This window comes from Streptomyces bikiniensis (genome assembly GCF_000716625.1).
GTDB lineage: Bacteria > Actinomycetota > Actinomycetes > Streptomycetales > Streptomycetaceae > Streptomyces > Streptomyces bikiniensis.
In genome coordinates this window covers 18,779-44,552 of record NZ_JNXJ01000015.1, presented here as the reverse complement: position 1 = coordinate 44,552, position 25,774 = coordinate 18,779, and the positions used below count along the sequence as shown (strand labels likewise).

Here is a 25,774-nt window from a genome sequence, read left to right as displayed (position 1 = left end):
CCGGGGGCCGACGCTGGGCGGACGGGCGGGAGAACCGCGGGAAGCAGACACAAAAGGAGGCGCGCGACGCGCCTCACCACCTTCCTGCTATGGACGACAGTTGTCCGAGGGCAACCGTCTCGCATCCGGCACCGGGACCGCAACCCGTCGGGCACATGCGCATGGAAGCCTCACGATGTGAGGGATCGCCCTTTGCCGGTCAAACGCACCGCCATCAGGGCGATGTCGTCCTCCCCGTTCGGCGGGAACGCCTCCAGGAGGCCGTCGCAGACGCTCTCCACGTCCGCGGGGAGGCCGCCGAGGGCGGATTCGAGGCGTTCCAGGGAGACCTCCAGGTTCTCACGGCGGCGTTCGACCAGGCCGTCGGTGGTCATGACGAGGACGGAGCCGGGCGGCGGCGCCACCTCGGTGCTCACCGGATGGGGGAGGCCTATGCCCAGGAGCGGTCCGTGTTCGTCCAGGGAGCGGACCTGCCCGTCGGGGGTGCGCAGCAGCGGCGGCAGATGGCCGGCGTTGGCGATGTGCAGCAGACCGGTGGCCTCGTCGATGAGGACGATGCACAGGGTGAGGGTCAGTCGCGCCCCGACGGCCGTCAGCAGGTGGTCGAGCCGCCCGAGGATGTCGTGCGGCGGATGCCCCTCGATGGCGTAGGCGCGCAGCGCGTGGCGCACCTGCCCCATGAGCATGGCCGCGTCGAGGGAGTGGCCGGCGACGTCGCCGACGGCGAGCAGGAGGCCGCCCCGCGTCGGAAGGGCCTCGTAGAAGTCGCCGCCGATCTCCGCGTGGTCGCTGGCCGGCAGATAGCGCACCGCGAGGTCGGCGAGGTGCGAGTCGGGCAGCGTCTCGGGCAGGAAGCTCCGCTGGAGGGTGAGGGCCAGGTCGTGCTCCTCGGTGTAGCTCCGCAGGGCCTCCAGGGCGAGCGCGCACGCCTGGGCCAGCTGGGCGAGCAGCTGTTCGTCGTCGGACGTCGACACCGTCTCCGCGGGGACCGCGAGGCACACCGGCTGCCGGCCGGGCTTGGCGCGCGCCACGGCCACGACCAGCCTGTCGCGGGGCACGGGGCCGGACGGGAACCCCGGCCATTCGCGGGCGTGGACCGTGAGCAGGCGCGTCCCGGTACGGTCTCCCAGCTCGTGGTGCGGGGGCAGGTCGCGGGCGTCGAGCCGCGCGTCGGCGACGGCGTCCGGGGAGGAAGGGCCGCCCGCGCCGTCGCAGACCGCCGAGGCCGGTTCCCCGTGCGGGGAGATGATCGCCGCCACGGCGGGCGCCCCCAGGACGATGGACGCGCCCCGGGCGGCCGCCCGGGCGACCCCGGCGGCGCTGTCCGCGCTGTAGAGGAGCAGGGTCGCCTCGTTCAGGTGCAGCAGGCGGTCCGCGAGGCGCTCGGCCCGGCGGCGCGCCCGCGCGTAGCGCAGGGTGGCCGTGACGGTGGCGAGGAGCTCGTCCGGGGCTATGGGCTCCGTGAGGTAGGCGTCCGCGCCCCGGTTGAGGCCCTGGGTGCGGTCGTCGACGGTGATGGCGGACGCCGAGACGTGGAGGACGGGGATGCCCGCCGTCGCCGGGTCGGCCTTGATGCGCTCGCAGACCTCGAAGCCGGTCATGTCGGGCAGCCGCACGTCGACGACGGCCACCTCCGGCAGGGCGTCGGCGTCCTTGAGCAGCGCGAGCGCCCCGGTGCCGTCCTCCGCCTCCACGACGGTGTGGCCCGCGCGGGACAGCGTGGTCCGCAGGACGTAGCGGTTGGTCGGGTTGTCGTCCACGACCAGGACGCACGCGGGCGAGTGGTCGGAAGGGAACTGGCCTGCGATCACGGCGTGGCTTCTCCGGACGTGCGCTGCTCGCCGGCCTCCGCCGGCGGGGTGTGGTCGGGTCCGGCCGGATCGATGGCCAGGGACAGGGCGATGCGTTCGGGCGTCAGGTGCGTCTTGCCCAGGACGGCCCGCGCGTGGGTGAGCCGGGAGCGATCCACGTCTCCGGGGTCGGACGAGGTGAGGACCACGACCGGGACGTCCGCGGTCTCCGGGTCGCGGGCCAGGACCTGGAGGAGCACGTACCCGTCGGGGGCGGGCATCGCCAGGTCGATCAGGACCGCGTCGGGCCGCTCCGCGCGGATGACGTCGACGGCCCGCGAGCTGACCGACACCTCCGTCACCTTCCGTGCGACCCGGTGCAGGACCGGCCGGAGCAGTTCGACGAACGTCCGGTCGTCGTCCACGACGACCAGCGACCCCACCCGGGTGCCGTCGGCGGCCCCGGACTGCGGCGCGTCCTGTGCGGGAAGGTCGTGACGGGCCGGGATCTCGACCCGCACCACGGTCCCCGCACCCGGTTCGCTGGTCAGCGTGAGGACGCCGCCCAGCAGGCTGGTCAGCCTGCGGGCGTAGGGCAGGCCGAGGCCGGTGCCCGGCTGCCCCCGCTGGTGTGTGCCCAGGACCTGGTAGAACTCCTCGAAGACACGGTCCTGCTGGTCCTGGGGGATCCCGATGCCCGTGTCGGTGGTGGTGAAGACGAACCAGGGCCGTCCGGCCCGGTCCTCGGCCGTGACCGTGAGGCGGACCTCGCCGGCCGTGGTGAACTTCAGGCCGTTGGACAGCACGTTGCGCAGGACGCGTGTGAGCATGACCTCGTCGGTGACGAGTTCCGGCACGTCCTCCACGTCGGGGATGTCCAGCCGCACCCCGTCACGGGCCATGCTCCGCAGCGTCCCCCGCAACTGGTGCAGCAGGGTCCGCAGGTCGGTGGGCACCAGATGCGGTTCCAGGCGTCCCGATTCGGCCTTGGCCACGTCCAGGAGCTCCTCGACCAGGGCCAGGAGCGTACTGCCGGAGCCGGCGATCAGCGACATCTGCTGGCGCTGCTCCTCGGTCAGCGGATCCGCGTCGGGCGCGAGCAGGAGACGGGCCAGCGCGATGACCGAGTTGACCGGGGCCCGCAGCTCGTGGCTCACGTTGGCCCAGAAGCGGGTCTTGGCCTCGCTCGCCAGACGCAGCTGACGGGACTTGTCCTCCAGCTCGGCGTAGAGGGCCACCACGCCGGTGTTCGTCTCCTCCAGCTCCGCGGACAGCTCGCTGTAGAGGGCGACCACCCCCTTGTTGGTCTCCTCCAGCTCGGCGTTCAGCCGCTGCAGCTCCTCCTGCTGGGCCCTCGACTCCTCCAGGGCCTGGAGGAGCTGGCGGTTCTGGATCCGCAGCTCCTCGCCCATGCTGAGGTCGCCCGATTCGCGGAGTGCCGTACGGGCGCGCTCCGCCCTCTCCCCGGGGCCCCCCGAGGAGGCGGTCAGCCGCTGGCCGACCGTCAACGCGTTCTCTCCGGACGACGCGGCGTACCGGCAGTGGTCCAGGAGCCGCCCGGCGGCGTCGAGCGCATCACGGCCGGGGACGCGGGGACCGCTCCAGGTGAAGCGGGCACGGAAGAGATCGGAGTCCCGCAGGGAGCTCTCCACCTGCAGGTCCACGCGAAGCCCCGGGGCTCCCAGGAGATCACGTCCCACCTCGCTCAGTACCGTCACCACTCGCACCAGTTCGTGCCCCTCCAGACCCAGGGCACGACACACCAACTGTCCCCGCCTCCGCAGTTCAAACCCGTCCCGCTCGACGGCCAGCGGAAGGACGCAGAGACTGTCGACGTGCGGCTGCCTCATCCGCGGGCCGCCCGGGCGACGACGATGCCCGCGTCGTCGCGGCGCACTCCCGCCTGCCCGAGGAGCTGGGCCGCGACGACGGTCGGCTGCCGGGTGAACAGGCCGGGGAGATCGGCCGGTGACCAGCGGTCGCTCAGGCCGTCCGAGTGCATGACGAGGACCGCACCGGGTTCCAGCGCGGTCCGGAAGGGCCGGAGGGCGGGCAGCTGGTGGCCCACTATCCCGGGAAGGGAGAGGAGGGGGACGCGCTTCTCCCCGCCGACGACGAAAGCGCTGACGTTCCCGACCCCGCAGTGCTCCACCACCCCCCGGGAGAAGTCGGCCCGGGCGACCGTGATCGCCGCGCCCCGACTGCCCCGCAGCTCCGCGTGGAGGGCTCGCACGACGTCCTGGGGGCTCCTGTGGGCACTCGCCCGGAAGGCGGCCCGCGCGCGCTCGCCGGCGAGCGCCGCCAGCGGGCCGTGCCCCAGCCCGTCGCACATCATCACCGTGACCGCCCGCGCCCCGTCGGAGCCGTGCTCGGTGCGCGCGGCCCAGGTGTCCCCGCAGACCTCCTCGCCGCTGATCGGGCGGGTCAGACCGGCGACCTCGGGCTCGTCGGGGTCGGGGAGCGGGCCGGGGCCGTCCTCCGCCCAGAACCGCGCGAGCAGTGCCGTACCCCGGCCGGGCAGGGAGTGGACGTCGAAGACGTCGGCGAACCGCGCGATCGCCCCCATGCCCACGCCCAGGGTGCCGCTGCCGGACACGCCGTCCGTGAGCGCACTGCCCAGGTCGGTCATGCCCGGACCGCTGTCCAGGGAGAGGAGTTCGAGGGCGGCCCGGCCCCGGGGGGCGGTCACCCGCAGGGCCAGGGCGCCGTCCCGGGCGTGCTTCTGCAGATTGGTGGCCGCCTCGGTCACGGCGAGTTCCGCCTCGGCCACGCGGACCGGAGCCATGCCGATGCGCCGGGCCAGCCGCGCGGCCTCCCGCCGGGCGGCCGCGGCGACGGCGACGTCGAGGCGCAGCCACACGACGTCCCCGGCCTCGGTCTCGTCACCGGACACCGGGTTCACCGCGCCCACTTCAGCACCGTCACCGTGGTTCCGGCGCCCGGCGCCGAGTCCAGCTCGAACTCGTCGACCAGCCGCCGGGCGCCGCTGAGCCCCAGCCCCATGCCGCTGCCCGACGTCCAGCCGTCGGTCAGGGCCTGCTCGATGTCGGGGATGCCCGGGCCGGTGTCCGAGAAGCTCACCCACACGCCGACGCGCGCCACGTCGCGGACGATGACCGCGCGCGCCGTACCGCCCCCGCCGTAGATGAGGGTGTTGCGGCCCAGCTCGCTGGCGGCCGTGACCAGCTTGGTCTGGTTGACCAGGGACAGACCGGCCTGCTGGGCGAGGACGCGAACCGCCTGGCGGGCCTTGACGACGTCGCCGCTGGACCGGATCTCCACTTCCTCGCGGGAGGCCTCGTCGGCCGGATACTCCTTCACCGGCGCGCCGGAGGAGTGTCCTGCGCCCGGCGCAGGTAGCCCAGTCCGAGTTCGAGGTTGAGCGCGGTGCGGACGCCGCCCAGTGAGAGCCCGAGCTCCACCAGCGTCATGGCGACGGCCGGGCGCATGCCGACGACGACCGTCTCCGCGCCGAGGACGCGGGAGATGGCGGCCGTGGTGGCCAGCATGCGCCCGACGAACGAGTCGACGATCTCCAGGGCCGAGATGTCGATGACCACGCCGCGGGCGCCGGTCGCGACGATCTGCTGGGAGAGGTCGTCCTGGAGGTCGAGCACCATCTGGTCCTCCAGGTCCACCTGGATCGACACCAGCAGGATGTCACCGATCTTCAGGACCGGTACGCGATCGCTCACAGCAGACCCGCCGGACGGGCCGCGGCGGCCTTGTCGATCTCCATCAGGGCGTGGCGCAGGGCGTCGGCCAGGGTCGCCTTCGTGGGGATGTCGCCGAACTCGATGCCCAGGGCGACGATGGTCTGCGCGATCTGGGGCCGGATGCCGGAGATGGTGCACTCCGCGCCCATCATCCGCGCTGCGACGACGGTCTTGAGGAGGTGCTGCGCGACCTGCGTGTCGACGGCCGGCACACCGGTGATGTCGATGATCGCGTGCGCGGAGTTGGAGTCCACCAGGGCCTGGAGCAGCTTCTCCATCACCACCTGGGTGCGCGCGGAGTCGAGCGTGCCCACCAGGGGCACGCCCACCACGCCGTCCCACAGCTTCACCACGGGCGTGGACAGCTCGAGCAGCTGCTGCGACTGCGCGGAGATGATCTCCTCGCGGGTCCGGGCGTACTCCTCCACCGTGAACAGGCCGAGGTCGTCGAGCAGGCGGGCGAACTGCAGGTAGGCGCGCGCGTCCTCGACGGAACCCGCGAGGAGGGGCTCGAGGACCTCCTTGAGCGCGAAGATGCTCACGGCGGTCTCGGTCGGGGTGAACCCCTGCCGGGCCCGGGTGCGCGACAGCTCGACGAGAAGACTGCGCACGACGGCGAAGTGCTCGCCGCGCCCGGCGAGACCGCCCTTCGACACGGCGTCCACGACCGCGTCGTAGAGCTCGCCCAGTTCCCGGCCGAGTTCCGCGGTGCTCACGCGCCCGCGCAACGAGGCTCCGACGGTCTCCTCCCACTGCGCCAGCAGGTCGGCCCGCCGCGCGGTCAGCAGTTCCAGCAACCGCTTCGATTCCTCGTTGTCCATGGGCCTTCCCCTCACCTGTCCTGCCGTGCGAAACCGGCTCCGACGATACGTCACCGGTCGGGGGCGCCGATCACTCGCCTCCCGGCCTTCGCACCCCCGGCCACGCGTGCCCCCGATTCTCGTTCTCACACCTGTGCGGAGAAAACCGGGACCATGCGGCAATCGGCGCAGTCGGAAGGCGGCTCGCGAGGCCCGGTGGTGCCATGGAGGCGTCCCCGCGACCGGCGGGGAGGAGAACCGGGAAGGCCCGACCACCGCTTGGAGGAACATGTCCCACGACAACCCCCTGCGGGGGCGGACGGCGGTCGTGACGGGCGCGGCACGCGGCCTGGGAGCCGGGCTCGCCAGGGAACTGGCCGGCCGGGGCATGCGGATCGCCCTGCTCGGCCGGGAGCGCGAGACCCTGGAACGGGTGGCGCGGGAGCTGCCCCCGGGCAGCCGGTGCTACGAGGTCGACGTGACGGACGACGACCTCATGGAACGGACGGCCCGCCGGGTGACGCGCGACCTGGGGGAGCCCTCCGTCGTGATCGCCAACGCGGGCGTCGCCGAGGGCGGCCCGTTCGCCGCGTCCGACCCGAGGACCTGGAACCGCGTCGTCGAGGTCAACCTCATGGGCAGCGCGACCACGGCCAGGGTCTTCCTGCCGGGTCTGCTCGCCTCGCGGGGGTACTTCCTCCAGGTGGCCTCGACCGCCGCCTTCGGATCGGCCCCCATGATGAGCGCCTACTGCGCCTCGAAGGCGGGGGCCGAGTCGTTCGCCCGGTCGCTGCGCGCGGAGTGCGCCCACCGGGGCGTCGCGGTCGGCGTCGCGTACCTGCACTGGACGGACACCGACATGGTGCGGGACGTGGACGCCCACGACGTCCTGCGCGAGCTCCGCGCCCACATGCCCCGCCCCGCGCGCAGGGTGTACCCCGTGGAGACGGTGGCGTCCTGGCTGGCCGAGGCGGTCCGCCGTCGCTCCGCCACCGTCTACGCGCCCCCCTGGCTGCGCCTCGTGCAGCCCGTCCGCCCCCTCCTGCCCGCGCTCGTGGCGTGGTCCTCGGCGAGGACCCTGCCCCGTCTGGAGGAGGAGGGCGCCCTGCGCCCTACGGGGCTGCTCGGACCCGGCGGCCTCGCCGCCGGGGAGGGGCCGGACCGTGGCGGCCGTTGACCCGCGTCCCCGCCGCCCGGCGGGTTGACCCGGCCGGACCACATGCGATCCGGCCGGGTGTGCCCCTCCCGGGCCGGGGGCAGAGGGGGTACATGACCAACGATGATGATCACCGGGGCCGCCGCGTACGTCCCGAGAACGTCGACGACCTCACGGTGGAGGCGCTGGGCTCGCTCTCCAAGGCACTGGAGACCACCGAACGGGCCCGCGGCCACCTGTACTCCTTCCACCAGCTGACCGGCACCGCCGACCTGGAGCTGGACAGGGCGGTGGCGCTGCTCAGGCGGGCCGGCCACGAGGAGTGGGCCGCTCTCGTCGAACGGGAGGTCCTCGGCCGCAACGTCATCCCGGGACACTGGACGTTCCAGCTGGTCGAGTCCTACGACCGGACGTACTACGAGCCGTTCAAGAAGGTCGAACGCGACGCCGTCGCGGCCCTCGCCGAGGGCCGCCCCCACCTCTACGAGGCGGAGATGAAGGAGCGGCGGCGCACGCACGGCCACCGGGACCACACCGCGACCCCCGAGGAGACGCCCTAGCGGTACCGCCCTGTCCGGCACCTTCCCCGTGCCACCGGCCCCGTCCCGGCGTCATGGGCGTCGACCTCTTCGCAGGCGTCTCCGTGGGGACCGCGAAGGCCGGCCCCGCCGGCCGCGAGACCCGGGCGAACGACGTGCGCAGGGTGACGTACGAGGACGGGGACCGGATCGGGTCCGGGGACGCTCCGCTCCGATCACGCCCCGCGATCCGGAGGCGGCGGGCCGAAGAACGGGTAGGGCTGTTCCGTGCAGACATTTCTCCCCCATGCCGGATTCGCCGACTCGGCCGCCGTGCTCGACCCGAAGCGGCTGGGCAAACAGCGCGTCGAGGCCCTCCAGGTCCTCCGGGGGCTCACCGTCCCCGGATACGGGTGGCGCCGGCACCCCGCGGTGCGGATGTGGGCCGGTTACGAGGAGGCCCTGGTGCGCTACGGCCTCGACGTCTGCGGCGTCTGGACGGCCGGGGGCCGTTCCGACACCTGCGCCGCCACCCTCACGCGCGACTACCTCGCCCTGGCCCCCGGGCGAGGGGTGAGGGAACAGGACGAGCTCGCGGCGGCCGGCGAGCTGCCGCCCTGGCTCGGCGACCCCGCGTTCCACCGCAGTCACCGGTCCGCGCTGGTGCGCAAGGCCCCGGAGGTCTACCGCGACCTCTTCCCGGGAGTTCCCGACGACCTTCCCTACGTCTGGCCCCGGTCCGACCGGGAGGGCGGGTCCGCCCGCTCCTGAGCCGCCGCCCGCGGCCCTCCGGCGGACCGGCTCCCTACACTGGAGAGGACGCCGAGGCAGAGGCCCGGCCGCCGACAGCGCCCGCCCCGGCGGCGCGCGCCGGCCCAGCGCAGCGGAGTGGACATGCGAAGGCGTTCCGAAGGACCGGGGGAGGGGGCCGAGGGTCTGTTCGACGTGGGCGAGCTCGCGGCCGCCCCCGCCGGAGAGACGCACGACCGGCCGTTCCGCGACGGGGAGCGGGCGCGCCGAATGCTCGACGTGGCGGAGATCCACGCCGAACCCGCCGCCGCGGACTCCCTGCGGGGGCGGCAGATCATCGCGCGCTTCCCCGGGGCCCGGATCGTGGAGACGGAGTCCCACTGGCGCGTCCCGCACCTGCACGGCAACGCCGGGAACGTGGAGCGCTGGGTGAGGACCAAGCGCGACACCCTGGTCCTCGGGGAGCGGAAGTCCTTCGGCGTCCGGCCCAACGGCCGCTCCGCCGACTGGATCGCCCCCGGCCTCTCCAACGGCTGCGCCATGGCCTGCGCGTACTGCTACGTCCCGCGCCGCAAGGGCTTCGCCAACCCCGTCACCGTCTTCACCAACGTGGACCGCGTCCTGGCCGCCCTGGGCCGGCACGTCGCCGCCGCCGGACCGAAACGGGAACCCAACCAGTGCGACGACCGGGCCTGGGTCTACGACATCGGGGAGAACGGCGACTGCGCGGTCGACGACCTGATCAGCGACAACACCGCCGACCTGGTCCGGGCCTTCCGCCGGTGGCCCACCGCCAAGGCGTCCTTCGCCACCAAGTTCGTCAACCCGGACCTGCTGCGGCTCGACCCGCGGGGCCGTACGCGCATCCGCTTCTCCGTGATGCCGCCGGACGACTCCAGGCTCCTCGACATCCGGACGAGCCCGGTCCCGGACCGCCTGGCCGCGGCCGCCGACTTCCTGGACGCCGGGTACGAGGTCCACTTCAACCTCTCCCCGGTGGTGATCCGTCCGGGCTGGCAACAGGCATGGGACGAACTGCTCCGCGCCATGGACGACGTGCTCCCCCGCAGGGTGAAGGACCGGGCCGCGGCGGAGGTCATCATGCTGACGCACAACGAGGACCTCCACGAGGTCAACCTCGGGTGGCACCCCCGTGCCGAGGAGGTCCTGTGGCGCCCGGACCTCCAGCAGCCGAAGCGTTCCGAGAACGGCGCGCGGAACGTGCGCTACCGCACGGGCACCAAGGCGTCCGCCGTCGAGTCGCTGCGCCGCCTGATCGAGGCGCGCGCCCCGTGGCTGCGGGTGCGGTACGCCTTCTGACCGCGACGGGAGCCCGTGCCGCCGGCCGGTTCCTCCGTACGGACAGTCCCCCTGTCCGTACGGAGGGTTTCGGGGCACACGTACGGGGACGGCCGATGGGCGGCCGGACAGGAGGCGCAGCCATGGCACAGGCATCCCGACCCGTTCCGGCGGCGGACGAGGTCCGCGCGGCCCTGGAAGAGGTGTCCGACCCCACCGCGAGGGCCGTGGTCCTGGCCCTGCTCGGGGTCCGCGACGAGCTGAGGGCCGTGTCCGAGCGCGCGGGCCGGATGGACGCGCGGATGAAGCAGCTGAACCAGTACCTCGGGGCCCTCGCCAACAAGCCCTGAGCGGGTGGCGGTCGGGGGGCCCGGGCGAACCGCCCCCCGACCGCTCATCGGCCGGCGTCTCGTCGGCCGGAGCCGGCGGTCGGGGCCTCGTCGTCCGGGGCCTCGTCGTCCGGGGCCTCGTCGTCCGGGGTCTCGTCGTCCTCCAAGGGAAGGGCCGGGCGGAAGCACGCCGTGACCGTCTTGCCGTGCCGCTGGCAGCGCATGCTCCACTCGTCGGCGAGGGCCCGCACGATGCTCACGCCCCGCCCCGAGACCGCCCCCTCCTCCGCGACGCGGGGGCGGGGCAGCGTCGGGTCCTCGTCGTGGACGCTGATGTGGAGGCAGTCGCCGTCCCAGGTGAGCACGAGCTGCGCGTCGCTGTGCGCGTGGAGGTGGGCGTTGGTGAGCAGCTCGGAGACGGCCAGGACGACGGAGTCCACCGTCTCCGGTTCCCGCGCGGTCCACGGCAGGGAGGCCAGGTGCCGCCGCGTCCACTGCCGGCCGGCCCGCACACCTCCGGACACGGGAAACGAGTGCGCCCACCCCATCGCCTTGACCGTCACGCTCTTCACTCCTTCGAGGGTCGCCCGCGTCGTCCGTACGGGACCCGGTTACCCGGCAATCGCCCCGGCAGACACGGCGGGTCCCCACGGCCCGTGCCCGTTCCGGCCGCCCGGGGCCGGAACGGGCCGGTGGGTTCAGGCGAGGTCGAACCGGTCGAGGTTCATCACCTTGTCCCACGCCGCCACGAAGTCGCGCACGAACTTCTCGCCCCCGTCCCGGGCGGCGTACACCTCCGCGAGGGCGCGGAGCTGGGAGTGCGCGCCGAAGACGAGGTCGACGGGCGTGGCGGTCCACTTGAGCTCGCCCGTGGCGCGGTCGCGGCCCTCGAAGACGTTCTCCTCCGCGGCCGACGTCTTCCACTCCGTGCCCATGTCGAGCAGGTTGACGAAGAAGTCGGTGGTCAGCGCCTCGGGCCGGTGGGTGAAGCGGCCGTGCGGGGACCCGGCGAAGCCGGTGTCCAGGACCCGCATGCCGCCGACGAGCGCCGTCATCTCGGGCGCGGTCAGCGTCAGCAGGTTGGCGCGGTCGAGGAGGTGGGTCTCCGGCGACAGCTTCTCGCCCGCCCGCAGGTAGTTGCGGAAGCCGTCCGCCTTGGGTTCGAGCACGGCGAACGCCTCCACGTCCGTCTGCTCCTGCGAGGCGTCCGTACGCCCCGGCGCGAACGGGACCGTGACGTCGTGCCCGGCGTTCCGCGCGGCCTGCTCGACGGCCGCGCAGCCGCCCAGGACGATCAGGTCGGCGAGCGAGATCCGCTTCCCGCCGCCCTGCGCGCCGTCGAAGTCCTCCCGGATCCGCTCCAGGGCCTCCACGGTCCCGGCCACCTCGGGCAGGGCGTTGACCTCCCAGTCCTTCTGCGGCGCGAGCCGGATCCGCGCCCCGTTGGCCCCGCCGCGCTTGTCGGTGCCGCGGAAGCTCGCCGCCGCCGCCCACGCGGTGGTGACCAGCTGGGGGAGGGACAGGCCCGAGTCGAGGACCCGGCGCTTGAGGGAGGCGACGTCCTCGTCCGAGACCAGCTCGTGGTCGACCGCGGGGACGGGGTCCTGCCACAGCTGCGGCTCGGGGATCCAGGGGCCCAGGTAGCGCGAGAGGGGGCCCATGTCACGGTGCAGCAGCTTGTACCAGGCCTTGGCGAACGCCTCCGCGAGCTGGTCCGGGTTCTCGTGGAAGCGCTTCGTGATCGGCCCGTAGACGGGGTCGACCCTCAGCGCGATGTCCGTCGTCAGCATCATCGGGGCGTGCTTCTTCGACGGGTCGTGGGCGTCGGGCACGGTGTCCTTCGCCGACGGGTCCGTGGGCGTCCACTGCTTCGCTCCGGCCGGACTGGTCGTCAGCTCCCACTCGTACCCGTACAGGTTGTCCAGGTAGCCGTTGTCCCACTTCGTCGGCCGGGAGGTCCAGGCGCCCTCCAGGCCGCTGGTGAGCGCGTCGCCGCCCACGCCGGTGCCGTACGTGTTCCGCCAGCCGAGGGCCTGCTGCTCGAAGGGGGCGGCCTCGGGCTCCGGACCGATGTACGAGGGGTCGACCGCGCCGTGGCACTTGCCGAAGGTGTGGCCGCCGACGATGAGCGCCGCCGTCTCCTCGTCGTTCATCGCCATGCGGCCGAACGTCTCCCGGATGTCCCGGGCGGCGGCCAGCGGGTCGGGGTTCCCGTTGGGGCCCTCGGGATTGACGTAGATCAGGCCCATCTGCACGGCGCCGAAGGGCCCGGTGAGCTCCCTGTCGCCGCTGTAGCGCTCGTCCCCGAGCCAGGTGTCCTCGGGGCCCCAGAAGATCTCCTCCGGCTCCCAGATGTCCTCCCGCCCGAAGGCGAAGCCGAACGTCTTGAACCCCATGGACTCCATGGCGCAGTTGCCGGCGAAGACGAGGAGGTCGGCCCAGGAGATCTTCCGGCCGTACTTCTGCTTGACCGGCCAGAGCAGCCGGCGCGCCTTGTCGAGGCTCGCGTTGTCCGGCCAGCTGTTGAGGGGCGCGAAGCGCTGGGCGCCGGAGCCGCCGCCGCCCCGGCCGTCGGCGATGCGGTACGTGCCGGCGGCGTGCCAGCTCATCCGGATGAAGAGCGGCCCGTAGTGGCCGTAGTCGGCGGGCCACCAGTCCTGCGAGGCCGTCATCACCTCGAAGACGTCCCGCTTCAGCGCGTCGAGGTCCAGGGTCGCGAACTCCGCCGCGTAGTCGAAGTCCTCTCCCATCGGATCGGACAGGGGCGAGTGCTGGTGGAGGACCTGGAGGTCCAGTTGGTTGGGCCACCAGTCCCGGTTGGTCCGGGGCCGGGTCGGCGCCGGGGTGGGGGCGGGGATTGCCGGGTTCTCGCTTTCGCTGCCGGACACGTCCGTCCTTCTTCCTGTGTCGGTGTTCTTGCGTCGAGCACTGCGACCCGCGCCCGTCACGCGCCGTGGCGCCCGCCGGCCGGAATCGTCCGACCGGGCCCACGGGGCGGGGAGCTCGCGTCGGCGTCCGTATGCTCGCGCACCACCGACCGCGCGGCTGAGAGAACACGCAGGGCACCCGCGCTTTACACGTCATCACACCGGAGCGGTGCTCGTGGAGGAACGGAGGGCGCCCACCGGGAATCAGGACGTCCCCGTCACCCCCGCGGCGCCGTTCCGACGGCCCGGCCGTCCTCGTTCCAGGTGACCTCCAGGACCCGTACGACGGCCTCGCGGTCGAGCGGTCCGAACACGTGGGGGAAGAGGGTCCCGTCGGGAACCCCCGGTGGCGGGGCGGGGACGGCCGCCTCCCGCTCGGTCCGGGCGGACAGCCGGTCCTCGTCGAGGACGAGCGCCAGGAGGGGCCGGGGGGAGGCGCGGTAGAAGGCGTTGACGACGGCGAGGGCGGTCGCCTCGTCGGGCGCGCAGTGGACGAAACCCTCCTCGGCCAGGGACGCGGGCGCGTACGGCCGCTCCGGACGTGCGGACCATTCGGCGAGGGGGACGACGTGGTAGATCATGCTCCGGTTATACCGGCCCTCTTGTACCGGCCCCTTGTACAGGCCTCGTGCATGGACCTCGCGCACGGACCTCGCGCACGGACCTCGTACACAGGCCTCGCGCACCGGCCCCTTGCATCGGCCTCCGCCCGGGCCGTCCCGGGCTCACCAGGAGCGTCCCGCCGCGACCAGCGCGTCACGCACGCGCGTGACGTCGGGGTTGTCCGCCCGGCCCGGGCGCCGCACGAGGTAGCCGGTGTTGAGGGGCGGGTCCTCCGGCTCGTGGAGGAGGACGAGCGCCCCGGAGGCCAGTCCGGACGCGCAGAGGTAGCGCGGCAGCACGCTGAAACCGGCCCCGGCGGCCACCGCCGCGAGAACGCCCCGCAGATCGGGGACGGTGACGTCGGCGGGGCGGGACAGCCGCGTGCCGAAGACGTGGCGCCAGTAGCGGCGTGCGATGGGCAGGTCCTCCGCGTAGGCGACGAGGGGCACCGCGCGCAGGGCGGCCGGGACCTCCGCGGCCGGCCGGCCCCTCACCCGCCCGGCCCACGCGGGCGCGGCGACCAGGACGAACTCCTCGTCCATCAGGGGGACGGCGACCAGGGAGCGTCCGCGCGGCCGGAACGTGGCGATCACCAGGTCGTGGCGGCCCGCGCGCAGCCCGTCGAGGAGGGGTTCGGTCAGGCCCGGGGCGATCCGCAGCCGTACGCCGTCCTCCACGAGCGGGGCCAGGAGGGGCAGGACGCGGACGCAGAGCAGCTCGGCGGGGCCCGCCAGGTGGACGGGGGCGGCCCGCTCGTGGGGCGCGGCCTCGTGGCCGAGCGCGGCGGCGAGCGCGTCGAGCGGGGCCGCGACCCGGGCCGCGAGGTCGTCGGCCACGGAGGTCGGGGCGACGCCGCGCGGCAGCCGTTCGAAGAGCTCGCGGCCCGTCTGCCTCTCCAGGGAGCGGATGCGTTCGGTCACCGTGGGCTGGGAGAGGCCCAGGAGCCCGGCGGCGGCGGTGAACGAGCCGGAGCGGTGGACCGCCAGGAACGTCCGCAGCAGGTTCAGGTCCGTCACGGGCGTCGCGCCGGGTCGCCTCGTACCGCTGTCGTCGGGCTCCGTGTCGCTCATGGCGAAAGACCGTCCGCGTCCGTGTGCCGGTGTGTGGTCAGGCGAGGCGTGCGACGACCTCGGCCGCGAGCGGGGCGGACGAGGCGGGATTCTGGCCGGTGACCAGGTTCCGGTCCACGACGACCTTCGGCGCCCACGGCTCGCCCGCCACCACGTTCACGCCCGCGTCGGTCAGACGGGTCTCCAGGAGCCACGCGGCCCTGTCCGCCAGGCCGCCCTGGGCCTCCTCGGCGTTGGTGAAGGCGGCGGCCTCGTAACCGGCGAAGGCGTTCGTGCCGTCGGGCCGGGTGGCGGCGAGGAGCGCGGCGGGCCCGTGGCAGACGACGGCGACGAGCTTGCCGGAGTCGAGGGCGTCCACGAGCAGCCGGCCGGAGACGGGATCGACGGCGAGGTCCTCCATGGGCCCGTGGCCGCCGGGGTAGAAGACGGCGTCGTACGCGTCGAGGTCCACGTCGTCCAGGCCGATCGGGTGCTTGATCGCCTCGATCGAGGCGAGCGCGGCGGCGGTCTTCCCGGCGCCCTCCGGCCCGCCGTTGTGCTCGGGCGCCAGGCTGCCCTCGTCCACGGTGGGGACGACGCCGCCGGGGGTGGCGACGACGACCTCGTGGCCGGCCTCCGCGAACGCCTCGTAGGGGGCGACGACCTCCTCCGCCCAGAAGCCGGTGGGGTGCTCGGTGCCGTCGGCGAGGGTCCAGTGATCGGCGCCGGTCATCACGAAGAGGATCTTGGACACGGAAGTCTCCGGGGGAGTGCGGGGAAGCGGGGGTACGTCTCCGACCGTAGACCGGCGTCCGGAGGTCCACCAATGGGGAGACCCATGGCTGCCATCGGAACTCCTATGGCAGCCCGGGAACAGGGCCGCCCCCGCGCGCCGGGGCCCCCGCCGGTGGGATCCTGGAACCGTCGGAAGGGGTCGCGCCGGTGCGCACGGCCCGCTGCCGGACGGTGCGAGGAGGCAGACCATGACCCGCACTCTGGAGTGGACGGTCGGTGTGGAGCTGGTCGAGGACGGCGGTACGACCCGGGCCGAGGCCCGGCTGAGCACCGGGACCTCGACGCTCACGGGCCGCGGTTCCGCCCGCTGCAACCCGACGGACAGGGACGTGCCCGCGATCGGCGACGAGCTCGCCGCGAGCCGCGCGATGAAGGACCTGGCGGGCAAGCTGATGCGGGAGGCCGACCGGGAGATGGAGGCGGCGGGCGCGGGGACCGTGCCGCAGCGCACCGGCCCCGGCTACGGCTGGCCGGAGGCGGTCTCCTGACGGACGTCGAGGACGAGGCCGGCTCCCCTTCCGGGGGGCCGGACCCGGCTCTCCCGAGGACTGGCCTCGGTCTCCCGGGGGACCTGACCCGCCCCTCCCGAGGACTGGCCCCGGTCTCCCGGGGGACCGGACCCGGCCTCCCGAGATCCGGATCGGCCCGGCCCGCCTCTCAGGCCCCGCCTTCCCCCTCCTCGTACGTCAGCCTGTCCACGACCTCCACCACCCCGTCCACCGTCTCGCACAGCCGGACCAGGATCGGGCCGATCCCCGGCCGTTCCAGCGCGCCGCTCAGGGTCACCCGGCCCTCGTCCACGTCGATGTGCACGGCGGCGGGGGAGAGGCGCAGGATCCGGACGACCACGTCCTCGCGGATCTCCTCCTGGATGGAGCGGTCCCTGCGCAGGAACAGCTGGAGCAGGTCGCTCCGGCTCAGCACCCCGATCAGCCGCCCGTCCGCGTCCACGACCGGCAGTCGCTTCACCCGGTGCCGCTCCATCCGCCGGGCCGCCTCGACCGCCGTCCACGACGGCCGGGCCGTGACGACCGGGCTCGTCATCATGGCCTCCGCCGTGCTCGGCCCGTCCTTCGCCGTGTGCCGCCGCAGCAGGTCCGCCTCGGAGACGACGCCCACCGGCCGGTTCTCGTCGTCCACCACCGGGACCGCGGTGATGCCGTACTCGTCGAGGAGCCGCGCGATCTCCTTGAACGGCGTCCCGCGCTGCACCGCGACCGCGGTGGGCGTCATCAGGTCCGCGACACTGCGGTGCCTCATCGTCCGTTCCGTCCCTTCTGCGTTCCGGATTCCATGATCCCGCACCGGGGACCGCGGCGGAGCGAGGGGGTGGAGCGAGGACACAGTGGGAGAGGGCACGGCGAGGGCGAGGAAACGGCGAGGGAGAAGACACGGCGAGGGCCGGTCGGACCGCGTCCCGGTCCGACCGGCCCCACCCGTACGGGGTTCCCGGCGCCCTCAGGCCCGGTGGACCGCCACCTCGTGGAGCGAGTACCCCCACTTCGTCGCCCGCCGCTCGCCGTGGATCCGTACGTAACGGGCCGGCTGCGACGGGAACCCGGCCGTGTCGTACCCGCCGTCCCCGGTGGTCGTGGACCACACCGTCCGCCAGTCCGTGCCGTTGTCCGACAGCTCGATCCGGTAGCGGCTCGCGTACGCGCGCTCCCAGTCCAGGACGACCTTCCCGACCGGGCGGACCGACCCGAGGTCCACCCGCAGCCACTGGTCGTCCGACCAGTCGCTGGCCCAGCGGGTGCCCGTGTCGCCGTCGAAGGCCCGGCCCGGCGCGTAGCTGGTGAAGGGGTTCCACTCCGAGGAACTGGCCGACGCGGGCGCGCCCGCCGCCAGGTTCGCGCCCGGCTCGTGGTCCTCGGTCGCCTTCCACGTGGTCAGGTACGACTCCGCGCCCGAGGCCAGCTCGTCCACGACGCCCGGACCGCCGGCGGTGAGCCGGATCTGCTCGATCCAGTCGGGGACCATGCCGTGGTGCGCGGCGCCGTCGGTGTTGAGGTCCCAGACGCGCTGCCCGGTGACCTGGCGGTCGAGCACCGCGCCGCCGTCGAAGCTGCGGAAGGGGTACGTCACGGCGTTCGGCGCGCCGGTGCCGACCGGGCCCGGCCAGCCGCCGACGCCGTTCATGTCGGTGCCGTAGCCGAGGCCGACCCCGTACTTCGCCCGCAGCGCGGCCTTCTGCCCCGCCTCGCCGACGAAGCCCTCCGCGCCGTGCATGTACTGGGCGACGAAACCGCCCAGGCGGTAGAGCCGCTCGGTCCAGTCGAGGTCCATCCAGCTGTGGCTGGACAGGACGCCCGGGTACTCCTCGGACTCCAGGACGTCCAGCGCCCGGCCCGCGGCCTTGACGCTCATGTGGTCGAGCTCCAGCATCATCCCGCGGTCGATCATGCCCCGCAGGGCGTGCTCGCCGAGCCGGGTCAGGCCGCGGGTGTTGCACTTGGCGTCGGAGGCGTACGAGGGGACGCTCACGCCCGGCGGCAGCTTCGACGCCATCACCGGGGCCGCCGCGAGGCCGATCGGATTGTCGTGCTGCGGGCCCGCGCACTTCTCCGTGGTCCAGAAGGTGCCGGTCGACAGGAACTGGCCGATGTTGACCGCCGTGCCGATGGCGCCCTCGTCGAAGCGGACGCCGCACAGCGCGTTGTCGAACTTGTGGCACAGGAACATGCTGCGCACCCCGAGGCCGTACAGCTCGTCCAGGCCCCGGTCGATGTCCGCCTCGTCGCACTGGGCGACGTCGAGGATCTGCTTGCAGCCGAACGGCTCCGAGGTCTCCACGCCGAGGACGACGGCGAGCTTGCCCTGCTCGACCACCGAGCGGGCCTGGGCGGCGTCGGTGACGATCCGGAACCAGCCCTTGCCCGGGCCGCCGTACATCCGGTCGACGTAGTCCTGGAGTTCGTACGTCCTGCGGGCCTGGAGGCGGATCGAGTCCATCTCGTCGCAGCCCCGGTCGCGGGGCAGGATCGAGCAGATCAGGCCGTTCGTCACCAGGTCGTTGACGAGGACGCGCTGTCCGCCGCGCCAGGCGCGCTCGACCCAGGCGTAGTAGTTCTGCTGGTGGGTCAGGGAATCGTGGGCGGGCCAGTCCTCGAACGTGGGCCAGCCGACCGGGTCGTGGTGGCCGTCGGCGCCGCCCGTGATGTTCTCGAACAGGGCGCCGGAGCCGTCGGGGTAGTGCTCGGGGCAGTCCTTGAGCGCGTCGGCCGCGCCGGCCTCGGAGAACGTGCGGCCGCAGATCAGCCGCCCCCCGAAGCCCTCGTCGGACATGAGGTGGTTGTGCGCGTCGACGAAGCCGCGCACCTTCCCCCGGGCGTCGGTGCCGGTGAACGGCGCGCCCGTGACGTTGATCTGCGAGTCGGCGGCGGGACGGGACGTGGGCTCCCACCACGGGCCGCCCGCGGCGGCGGGGACCGGGGCGGAGCCGAAGAGGACGGCGGCCAGGGCGAGGACGAGCGCCAGGAGGGCGGATCCGCCGCCCCTCCCGCGCGAGAGGGGTCGAGTCATGGGCAGCGAGCCTCCGGTCGGTGGGGGAGTACCGGGCGTGCCGAGGATCGCGGTGCCGAAGGACCGAGTCAAGGGTCCGGGACGGATGACCCACTCACGCGTGAGGGAGGCCGCCTCCCCCTCAACCCTCCATCAGGGACACGAGTTGATCGGCCATCAGGTCGAGATGGCCGTCCGCCGCGTCCTCGTCGCCGAGGACGAGGAACTGGAGGGTGAGGCCGTCGATCACCGCCGCCAGATACCGCGCGACCACCTCCACCGGCACCTTCGGCTCGACCCCCCGCACCGCCCCCACCCGCTCGACCAGATCGGCCGCCGACGCCACGTACTGCTCGTACTGGGCCCGCGCCAGGTGCTCGAACCCGGGCTCGCGCAGCGCGTACTGGGTCAGGTCGTAGGTCAGCATGTGCTCGCCGGGACGGGCGGTGACGTGGTCCCAGTACGTCCGGAGCGCGCCCCGCACGGTCTCGCGCAGGGTCGCGCCCGGCTCCACCGCCGACATCACCCGCGCCACGTAGTTGTCGGTGATCGTCTCGATCGCGGCTTCGAGGAGCGCCTGCTTGGACTCGAAGCAGTAGTGGAAGACGCTCAGCGACACCCCCGCCTCGGCGCAGATCGAGCGGGTGGTGGTCCGGGCGACCCCGTCCCTGGTCATCGCCCTGATCGCCGCCTCGACCAGCTGCCTGCGTCGTTCGGCCGACGGCATCCGCGCCATGGTTCCTCCTCGCGTCCGGCGCCAGGGTAACCGCAGCCCCCCGGCACCGTGATCGCCCCGGCCCGTCCCCTCCGCCGGACCCTCAGGCCGCCGCCGGGCCCTGTGCCACCGGGCCCTGCGCCGCCGAGCTCCGCGTCGCCGCCGCGAGTTCCGACCGCAGGGCGGCGAAGCCGGGGTCGCCGCGCAGGGCGGCCACGTCCGTGCCCGGATCGCGGGGGAAGGGGACGGGGACCTCGGCGACCACCCGGCCGGGGCCCGCCGCCATCACCAGGACCCGGGAGCCGAGCAGGACCGCCTCCTCCGCCGAGTGCGTGACGAAGAGGACGGTCGCGCCGGTGGTCGACGCCAGGGCGCGGACCTCCTCCTGGAGGCGTTCGCGGGTGAGCGCGTCCAGGGCCGCGAACGGCTCGTCCATCAGCAGGACCTGCGGTTCCGCCGCGAGCGCCCGCGCGATCGCGACGCGCTGCTGCTGCCCGCCCGACAGCTCCCAGGTGCGCCGCCCGGCCATGCCCGACAGGCCCACCAGGGAGAGCAGTTCCTCGATCCGGGCGGCCCGCGCGGAGCGCTCCACCCCGTGCCGGGCCAGGGCGAAGGCGAGGTTGCCCCCGACCGTGCGCCAGGGGAAGAGCCGGGGCTGCTGGAAGACCACGCCGACCTTCCGGCGCACCTCCACGGTCCCGGCGGCGGGCCGCTCGAAGCCCGCCACGAGCCGCAGCAGCGTCGTCTTGCCGCAGCCCGACGGGCCGACCAGGACCACGAACTCGCCGGGGTCCACGGTCAGGGACACGTCGGAGACCGCGACGACGGGGGCCTTGGCCGTGCCGTAGCGGACCCCGACGCCGGACAGCACGACATCGGCGCCGCCCGGAGCCGTTTCCGTACCCGCCTCAGCCGGTGACACGGGCCAGCTCCTTCACCGCGAGGCCCTTCTCGAAGACCGACCGGTCCGGCACGGCATCGATGGCCTTCTGGCCCTTGAGGAAGACGGCGGCGTCGTACAGGTTCCCCGCGAGCGCGCCCGGGGCGCCGGGCCTGCCCAGGTACTGGGCCCCCCGCTGCTCCTCCGCGGTGAGCAGGACCAGCTCGGCGAGCTGCTCGCGGGCCTCCTCGGGGCTGAGGTTGAGCTCGGCGCCGATCGCGACGGCCGCCTTCGCGGGGTCGCTCTTGGCCAGTTTCACGGCCTGGTCCTCGGCCTTCAGCCAGGCGTCCACGATCTCGGGGTGCTCGGCCGCGAACGCGTCGGTGACCACGCCCAGGTCGGCGGTCGGCCTGCCCTCGGCCGCGATCTCCCGGCTGGAGACGAGCACCTTCCCGTCCTTCTTCAGCTCGGTCAGGCTCGGCGTCCACACGTAGGCGGCGTCGATGTCGCCCCGCTGCCAGGCCGCGAGCGCGTCCTGCGGCTGGAGGTCGACGAGCGTCACGTCGGACGCCTTGAGCCCCGCCGACTCCAGCGCCACGAGCAGCGAGTAGTGCGCGGTCGAACCGAACGGGGTCGCGATCTTCCGCCCCTTGAGCGCGGCGACGGACGCGACGTCCTTCTGGGCGACGAGCGCCTCGTTGTCCCCGATCAGGTCGTGGATCCACAGCACCTTGTACGGAATGTCCAGCGGCGCCGAGAGCCCCTTGGTGACCGGGCTCGAACCCAGCAGCCCGAGGTCCACCGACCCGGCGATCACGGCGGTGTTGACGTCGCCGCCCGAGTCGAACTTCACCCACGACACCTCGGCGTCCGGCAGTGCCTTCTCCAGGAGCTTCTGGTTCTTCACCACCAGATCGGCATTGGGGATCGCCTGGTACGCGATGCGCACCCGGACCTTCCCGCCCTTGCCCTCGCCGCCGGAGTCGGCACCGCCGCAGGCGGTCGTGGAGAGGGCTAGCAGCAGGGCGGTGGCGGAGGCGGCGAGCACGGCGCCGCGACGGGAGGAGGGCATGACGGTTCCTTCGGGGAAGAGAGGGTGGTGGGGAGAGAAGGGGGAGGGGGTGTCAGGCGCGGCCGCGCCAGGGGACCGCCGCCCGCTCCAAGCCCCGGAACAACGCGTCGAGGAGGATTCCGGAGAGGCCGATGGCGATGATGCCGGCGATGACGACGTCGGTCTGGTTGTAGCGCTGGGCATCGCGGATCATGCCGCCGATGCCGGGCACGCCGTTGATGGTCTCGGCGGCGACGACCGAGGTGTACGCGATGCCGACGGCGATCCGCACCCCCGTCAGGATCTCCGGCAGCGCCGACGGCAGCCGGATGGAGAACAGCAGCGCCACGGACCCCGCGCCCAGGGCCCGGCCCGCCTCCACCAGATCGGTGGGGACGCCCCGGACGGCCGCGGCGGTGGCCGCCGCGATCGGCGGGAGGGCGGCGATGAGCAGCAGCCAGATCTTCGGGGACTCGTCGATCCCGAACCAGATGACGAGCAGCGAGAGGTACGCCAGCGGGGGCAACGTGCGCAGGAAGGTGACAGCCGGCTCCAGGACCACGGCCAGCGGCTTCACCACCCCGATGAGGAGCCCCAGCGGGATGCCGACGAGCGCCGCGTAACCGGTGCCGATCGCGATCCGGCGCAGCGAGACCGCCAGGTGCTCGACGAGCAGGTGCCCGCTGATGCCGCGCACCCCGTCGTGGACGGTGGACGCCTTCACGAAGGCCTGCCACACGTCTCCCGGGGACGGGACGAGCACGCGCGGCCAGACGCCCGCCGCGACCACGGCCTGCCAGGCGGCGAGGAGGACCGCGAGCGCGAGGAGCCGCAGCGCGGTCCAGCGCAGGGCCGCGACCCCGGCCGGTATCCGGCGGGCGGGCCGCCCGGGGGGAGCGGGCGCGGGGGCCGCGCCGGCCTTCTTCTCGGCGGTGTCGAGGAGGGTCACGCCGCCACCTCCCCGGTCGTCGTCCCCGTGCCGTCCGCACGGACACCGGCCGCCGTCTGCGTACCGGCCGCCTCCGTGAGCGCCCGCAGCCGCGGTGCGACCTCCTCGCCGACCCGGTAGGCCTCTTCCAGGTGCGGGTAGCCGGACAGGACGAACTCGTCCACGCCCGCCCGCCCGTACTCGAAGAGGCGCTGCGCCACCTCGTCGTGCGAGCCGACGAGGGCCGTGCCCGCGCCCTCGCGGACGAGTCCGATGCCCGCCCACAGGTTGGGGGAGACGGTCAGGTTCTCGGCGGAGCCGCCGTGCAGCGCGGTCATCCGGGCCTGTCCGGTCGAGTCCATCCGGGCGAACCGTTCCTGCGAGGCGCGGACCGCCTCCGGGGCGAACCCGGCCAGGATGCGGTCGGCCTCCCGCCAGGCCTCGGCGGAGGTGTCGCGGGTGATGACGTGGAGGCGGATCCCGAAGCGCAGGGCGCGTCCGGCCCGTGCGGCCTTCTCCCGTACCCGGGCGACGCGTTCGGCGACGGCGGCCGGGGGCTCGCCCCACAGCAGCTGCACCTCGGCGTGGCGGGCGGCGACCTCCTCGGCCTCCGGCGACGCGCCGCCGAAGTAGAGGGGCACGGGCGACTCCACGGAGGGCTCGTGCAACCGGGCGTTCTCCAGCCGGACGTGACGCCCGTCCAGATCGACGGCGCCGCCGTCGAGCAGCGCCCGTACGACCCGCATGAGCTCGCCGGTCCTGACGTACCGCTCGTCCTTCGGCAGGTGGTCGCCGTACGCCCTCTGCTCGACCGGGTCGCCGCCGGTGACCACGTTCAGCGCGATCCGGTCGCCGAACAGGCGCCGGAACGTGTCGGCCTGCTGGGCGATCAGCGTCGGCTGGGCGAGCCCGGCCCGGAACGCCACCAGGAAGCCGATCCGCTCGGTCACCGCCGCGACGGCCGGGGTCAGCACCCACGGGTCCACGCAGCCGAGTCCGACCGGCGTCAACAACTTGGCGAAACCGGCCTGTTCGGCCGCCCGGGCCACCTGCGCCAGATAGTCGAGACCGGCGCCGCGGCGGGTCGCGGCGGCGGTGCGGCCCTGGACGGCGGTGACCCCGCCGGGGTCGCGGCCGTCACCGCCGGTGGGCAGGAACCAGTGCAGTACGGGGGCGGCGGAAGAGGACATGCGGGCGTACCTCGGGGGAAGTGCGGAGCGGAGGCGGGCGTACCACGGGAACGCCCGTCAGGCGTGGAAAGGATGCGCGGAGGGCCGGGAGTTCAGGGCCCGGGGCGTCGAACGCGGCGGAGGCGCACGGCGGCGGAGGTCCGCCGGCGGCGCGAAGGGAGAGAGGGGAGGAGCGCCGGGAAGGGGCTCAGCAACAGGCCGCGCGACGACAGGAGTCGACCCGACACAGCATCCCCGCGACACGCAGAAGATCCACGTGGCGGCGGGAGACGAGGGCGGGAGTCATGGGCGCATCCTTGCCGCGCGGACGCTCCGCCGACAAGTCTCGTCCGTCATGTGGACCGTGTGGTCTCAGTCGATGGGATCCGGGTCCTCCGGCCAGGCGCCCCGCCCGGCGATCCGCAGCACCAGGGCGGCGATGTTCCACGCGTCGTCCTCGCCCCGGTGGTGGCGCCCCTCCAGGGGCAGCCCGGCGACCTCCAGGGCCTGCGCCATGCCGGGGCGCCGGGAGAGCCCGTACGCCTCGGTGAAGACCGCCTTCGCGTTGGTGTGCCGCCGCCCGAAGGGGTACTGCGTGCCGGTGGTCCGGCACTGGTGGGTGAACTGCTTGCGGTCGTACTCGCCCCAGCTCGCCCAGGGCCGCCTCCCCGCCTCGTACGCGGTGGCGAGCAGCCGGCAGGCGGCGGCGAAGTCCAGGCCGGTGTCGACCTCCGCCTGGGTGAGGCCGGTCAGGTCGGTGCAGAACGCGCTGACCCGCGAACGGACCGGGCGGACCAGGATCCGGTGGCGGGAGAGCCGCTCCCGCGCGTCCAGGTCGACCACGGTCAGGCCGATCTCGATGATCTCGCTCACCTGGCCGGGCGGGCGCTGCCCCTCCCAGCAGGTCGCCTCGACGTCGACGACGTTGACCAGTCCCCGGTGTCCCCCGTGCTCCATGCGGGCGAGCGTAGGGCGCCCCGGCGCCGTCGGCACCTGGTTTTCCCGGGGCGTCAGTGGGGGAGGGCCCGGTCCGCTTCCCGCCCCAGCACCTCGCGCAGTGCCGCCACCGCGTGCGCCCGGTGCTCGTCCAGCCAGCGGACGGCGGCCGCCTCGTCACCGTGGCGGAGCGCGGAGATCACGGCCCGGTGCTCCCGCACGGCCAGCTTCCGGTGCGGGGCGTCGGCGTAGTACAGCGAGCGGTACGCGTCCGTGGAGTCCCACAGGGTCGCGACGAGGCGGACGAGGCGCGGCATCCCGGACGCCTCGATCAGGGTGAAGTGGAAGAGCCGGTTCGCCGCCGCCATCGCGGGCACGTCCCCGTCGGCGGCGGCCCGCTCCACCTCGCGCTGGATCCGTTCGAGCGCGCCGACCGTGCCCTCCGGCATCCGCCCCACGGCCAGGCGGACCGCCTCCGTCTCCAGGAGCTCCCTGATCCGGTAGATCTCCTCCAGGTCGGCGAGCGAGAGCTCCGCGACGAAGTAGCCCCGGTGTATGTGATGGACCACCAGGCCCTCGGCCTCCAGGGCCTTGAGGGCCTCGCGCAGCGGCACCCGGCTCACCTCGAACCGCGCCGCCAGGGCGTCCTGGCGGATCTGGTCGCCCGGCTTGAGCTCCCCGGTGGTGATGGCGCGCCGCAGTTCCTCCAGGACGAACTGCTGGGCGGTCTGCGGCCGCCGCTTCTGCACCGCGCTGCTCATCGCCTGTGACCTTCCGTTCCCTCGTACCGCCGCCGGACCGCTCCCCGTCGGACCGCTCCTCCGGCGGTGACCATCTTCCTACGGATCCTCCGGACCTTCCG

The 25,774-nt window shown here is 73.7% G+C and carries 26 protein-coding genes; 6 read left to right on the top strand and 20 right to left on the bottom strand.

The window, feature by feature from the left end; all coding sequences use genetic code 11:
* Positions 1-170 precede the first annotated feature (170 nt).
* Genes OO47_RS13545 through OO47_RS13520 form a run of 6 tightly spaced genes read right to left on the bottom strand, consistent with a single transcriptional unit; the run spans position 171 to position 6,327 of the window.
* Positions 171-1,808: a SpoIIE family protein phosphatase gene (locus OO47_RS13545; RefSeq protein WP_030213283.1), complete on the bottom strand. Its 1,638-nt coding sequence runs from the start codon at positions 1,806-1,808 to the stop codon at positions 171-173.
* Positions 1,808-3,640: an ATP-binding response regulator gene (locus OO47_RS13540; RefSeq protein ID WP_078489637.1), complete on the bottom strand. Its 1,833-nt coding sequence runs from the start codon at positions 3,638-3,640 to the stop codon at positions 1,808-1,810. Before OO47_RS13540 ends, OO47_RS13545 begins: the two co-directional genes overlap by 1 nt.
* Positions 3,637-4,692 carry an ATP-binding protein gene (locus OO47_RS13535; protein ID WP_033209106.1) on the bottom strand — a complete coding sequence of 352 codons (1,056 nt, stop codon included), beginning with the start codon at positions 4,690-4,692 and terminating at the stop codon, positions 3,637-3,639. Before OO47_RS13535 ends, OO47_RS13540 begins: the two co-directional genes overlap by 4 nt.
* Positions 4,689-5,111, bottom strand: coding sequence for an anti-sigma regulatory factor (locus tag OO47_RS13530; RefSeq protein ID WP_030213280.1), 423 nt, complete (start codon positions 5,109-5,111; stop codon positions 4,689-4,691). The genes OO47_RS13535 and OO47_RS13530 overlap by 4 nt, the downstream gene beginning before the upstream one ends.
* Positions 5,108-5,485, bottom strand: a complete 378-nt coding sequence (locus tag OO47_RS13525) for an STAS domain-containing protein (protein ID WP_030213278.1) — start codon at positions 5,483-5,485, stop codon at positions 5,108-5,110. The genes OO47_RS13530 and OO47_RS13525 overlap by 4 nt, the downstream gene beginning before the upstream one ends.
* Entirely contained in the window at positions 5,482-6,327 is an 846-nt protein-coding gene (locus OO47_RS13520) for an STAS domain-containing protein (protein ID WP_030213275.1), read from the bottom strand. Before OO47_RS13520 ends, OO47_RS13525 begins: the two co-directional genes overlap by 4 nt.
* 268 nt (positions 6,328-6,595) lie before the next feature.
* Between OO47_RS13520 and OO47_RS13515 the strand changes: the two genes are divergently transcribed.
* From OO47_RS13515 to OO47_RS13495, 5 genes are all read left to right on the top strand, one after another.
* Positions 6,596-7,483 carry an SDR family oxidoreductase gene (locus tag OO47_RS13515; protein ID WP_030213273.1) on the top strand — a complete coding sequence of 296 codons (888 nt, stop codon included), beginning with the start codon at positions 6,596-6,598 and terminating at the stop codon, positions 7,481-7,483.
* A 92-nt stretch (positions 7,484-7,575) separates the two neighbouring features.
* Positions 7,576-8,022 (top strand): hypothetical protein, encoded by a 447-nt coding sequence (locus OO47_RS13510; protein WP_030213271.1) that lies wholly within the window; start codon positions 7,576-7,578, stop codon positions 8,020-8,022.
* Positions 8,023-8,268: 246 nt separating this feature from the next.
* Positions 8,269-8,751, top strand: coding sequence for an MSMEG_6728 family protein (locus tag OO47_RS13505; protein ID WP_030213268.1), 483 nt, complete (start codon positions 8,269-8,271; stop codon positions 8,749-8,751).
* Positions 8,752-8,874: 123 nt separating this feature from the next.
* On the top strand, positions 8,875-10,050 hold the full coding sequence (locus tag OO47_RS13500) for a spore photoproduct lyase family protein (RefSeq protein WP_030213264.1): 1,176 nt from the start codon (positions 8,875-8,877) through the stop codon (positions 10,048-10,050).
* Positions 10,051-10,172: 122 nt separating this feature from the next.
* Complete coding sequence (locus tag OO47_RS13495) at positions 10,173-10,379, top strand: hypothetical protein (RefSeq protein ID WP_030213261.1); 207 nt, start codon at positions 10,173-10,175, stop codon at positions 10,377-10,379.
* 44 nt (positions 10,380-10,423) lie between these two features.
* On the opposite strand, the gene OO47_RS13490 is transcribed toward OO47_RS13495, so the two are convergent.
* The 5 genes from OO47_RS13490 to OO47_RS13470 all read right to left on the bottom strand — a co-directional run bounded on the left by OO47_RS13490 (position 10,424) and on the right by OO47_RS13470 (position 15,691).
* Positions 10,424-10,921 (bottom strand): ATP-binding protein, encoded by a 498-nt coding sequence (locus OO47_RS13490; protein WP_078489662.1) that lies wholly within the window; start codon positions 10,919-10,921, stop codon positions 10,424-10,426.
* Positions 10,922-11,056: 135 nt separating this feature from the next.
* A complete protein-coding gene (gene katG, locus OO47_RS13485) occupies positions 11,057-13,246 on the bottom strand; it encodes a catalase/peroxidase HPI (RefSeq protein ID WP_030213256.1) in 2,190 nt (729 codons plus the stop codon).
* Positions 13,247-13,503: 257 nt separating this feature from the next.
* The gene (locus OO47_RS13480) at positions 13,504-13,866 is read right to left on the bottom strand and encodes a DUF952 domain-containing protein (RefSeq protein ID WP_030213254.1); all 363 of its coding nucleotides are present in this window, start codon (positions 13,864-13,866) and stop codon (positions 13,504-13,506) included.
* A gap of 144 nt (positions 13,867-14,010) precedes the next feature.
* Positions 14,011-14,958: a LysR family transcriptional regulator gene (locus OO47_RS13475; protein WP_030213251.1), complete on the bottom strand. Its 948-nt coding sequence runs from the start codon at positions 14,956-14,958 to the stop codon at positions 14,011-14,013.
* A gap of 37 nt (positions 14,959-14,995) precedes the next feature.
* Complete coding sequence (locus OO47_RS13470; RefSeq protein ID WP_030213248.1) at positions 14,996-15,691, bottom strand: type 1 glutamine amidotransferase domain-containing protein; 696 nt, start codon at positions 15,689-15,691, stop codon at positions 14,996-14,998.
* Between the two features lie 229 nt (positions 15,692-15,920).
* Between OO47_RS13470 and OO47_RS13465 the strand changes: the two genes are divergently transcribed.
* Positions 15,921-16,220, top strand: a complete 300-nt coding sequence (locus OO47_RS13465; protein ID WP_030213244.1) for a DUF1876 domain-containing protein — start codon at positions 15,921-15,923, stop codon at positions 16,218-16,220.
* 169 nt (positions 16,221-16,389) lie between these two features.
* On the opposite strand, the gene OO47_RS13460 is transcribed toward OO47_RS13465, so the two are convergent.
* The 9 genes from OO47_RS13460 to OO47_RS13420 all read right to left on the bottom strand — a co-directional run bounded on the left by OO47_RS13460 (position 16,390) and on the right by OO47_RS13420 (position 25,673).
* Positions 16,390-16,992, bottom strand: a complete 603-nt coding sequence (locus OO47_RS13460; protein WP_030213242.1) for a CBS domain-containing protein — start codon at positions 16,990-16,992, stop codon at positions 16,390-16,392.
* Positions 16,993-17,190: 198 nt separating this feature from the next.
* On the bottom strand, positions 17,191-19,254 hold the full coding sequence (locus OO47_RS13455; RefSeq protein WP_030213240.1) for a galactose-binding domain-containing protein: 2,064 nt from the start codon (positions 19,252-19,254) through the stop codon (positions 17,191-17,193).
* A gap of 121 nt (positions 19,255-19,375) precedes the next feature.
* The gene (locus OO47_RS13450; RefSeq protein WP_030213234.1) at positions 19,376-19,969 is read right to left on the bottom strand and encodes a TetR/AcrR family transcriptional regulator; all 594 of its coding nucleotides are present in this window, start codon (positions 19,967-19,969) and stop codon (positions 19,376-19,378) included.
* A gap of 82 nt (positions 19,970-20,051) precedes the next feature.
* Entirely contained in the window at positions 20,052-20,870 is an 819-nt protein-coding gene (locus tag OO47_RS13445; protein WP_051715960.1) for an ABC transporter ATP-binding protein, read from the bottom strand.
* Complete coding sequence (locus tag OO47_RS13440; protein WP_030213231.1) at positions 20,857-21,900, bottom strand: taurine ABC transporter substrate-binding protein; 1,044 nt, start codon at positions 21,898-21,900, stop codon at positions 20,857-20,859. Before OO47_RS13440 ends, OO47_RS13445 begins: the two co-directional genes overlap by 14 nt.
* A gap of 52 nt (positions 21,901-21,952) precedes the next feature.
* Complete coding sequence (locus tag OO47_RS13435; RefSeq protein WP_030213228.1) at positions 21,953-22,828, bottom strand: ABC transporter permease; 876 nt, start codon at positions 22,826-22,828, stop codon at positions 21,953-21,955.
* Entirely contained in the window at positions 22,825-23,997 is a 1,173-nt protein-coding gene (locus OO47_RS13430; protein ID WP_078489636.1) for an LLM class flavin-dependent oxidoreductase, read from the bottom strand. Before OO47_RS13430 ends, OO47_RS13435 begins: the two co-directional genes overlap by 4 nt.
* A gap of 351 nt (positions 23,998-24,348) precedes the next feature.
* Positions 24,349-24,933, bottom strand: coding sequence for a 3'-5' exonuclease (locus OO47_RS13425; RefSeq protein ID WP_030213222.1), 585 nt, complete (start codon positions 24,931-24,933; stop codon positions 24,349-24,351).
* A gap of 53 nt (positions 24,934-24,986) precedes the next feature.
* Positions 24,987-25,673, bottom strand: a complete 687-nt coding sequence (locus tag OO47_RS13420) for a GntR family transcriptional regulator (RefSeq protein WP_030213219.1) — start codon at positions 25,671-25,673, stop codon at positions 24,987-24,989.
* Positions 25,674-25,774 lie beyond the last annotated feature (101 nt).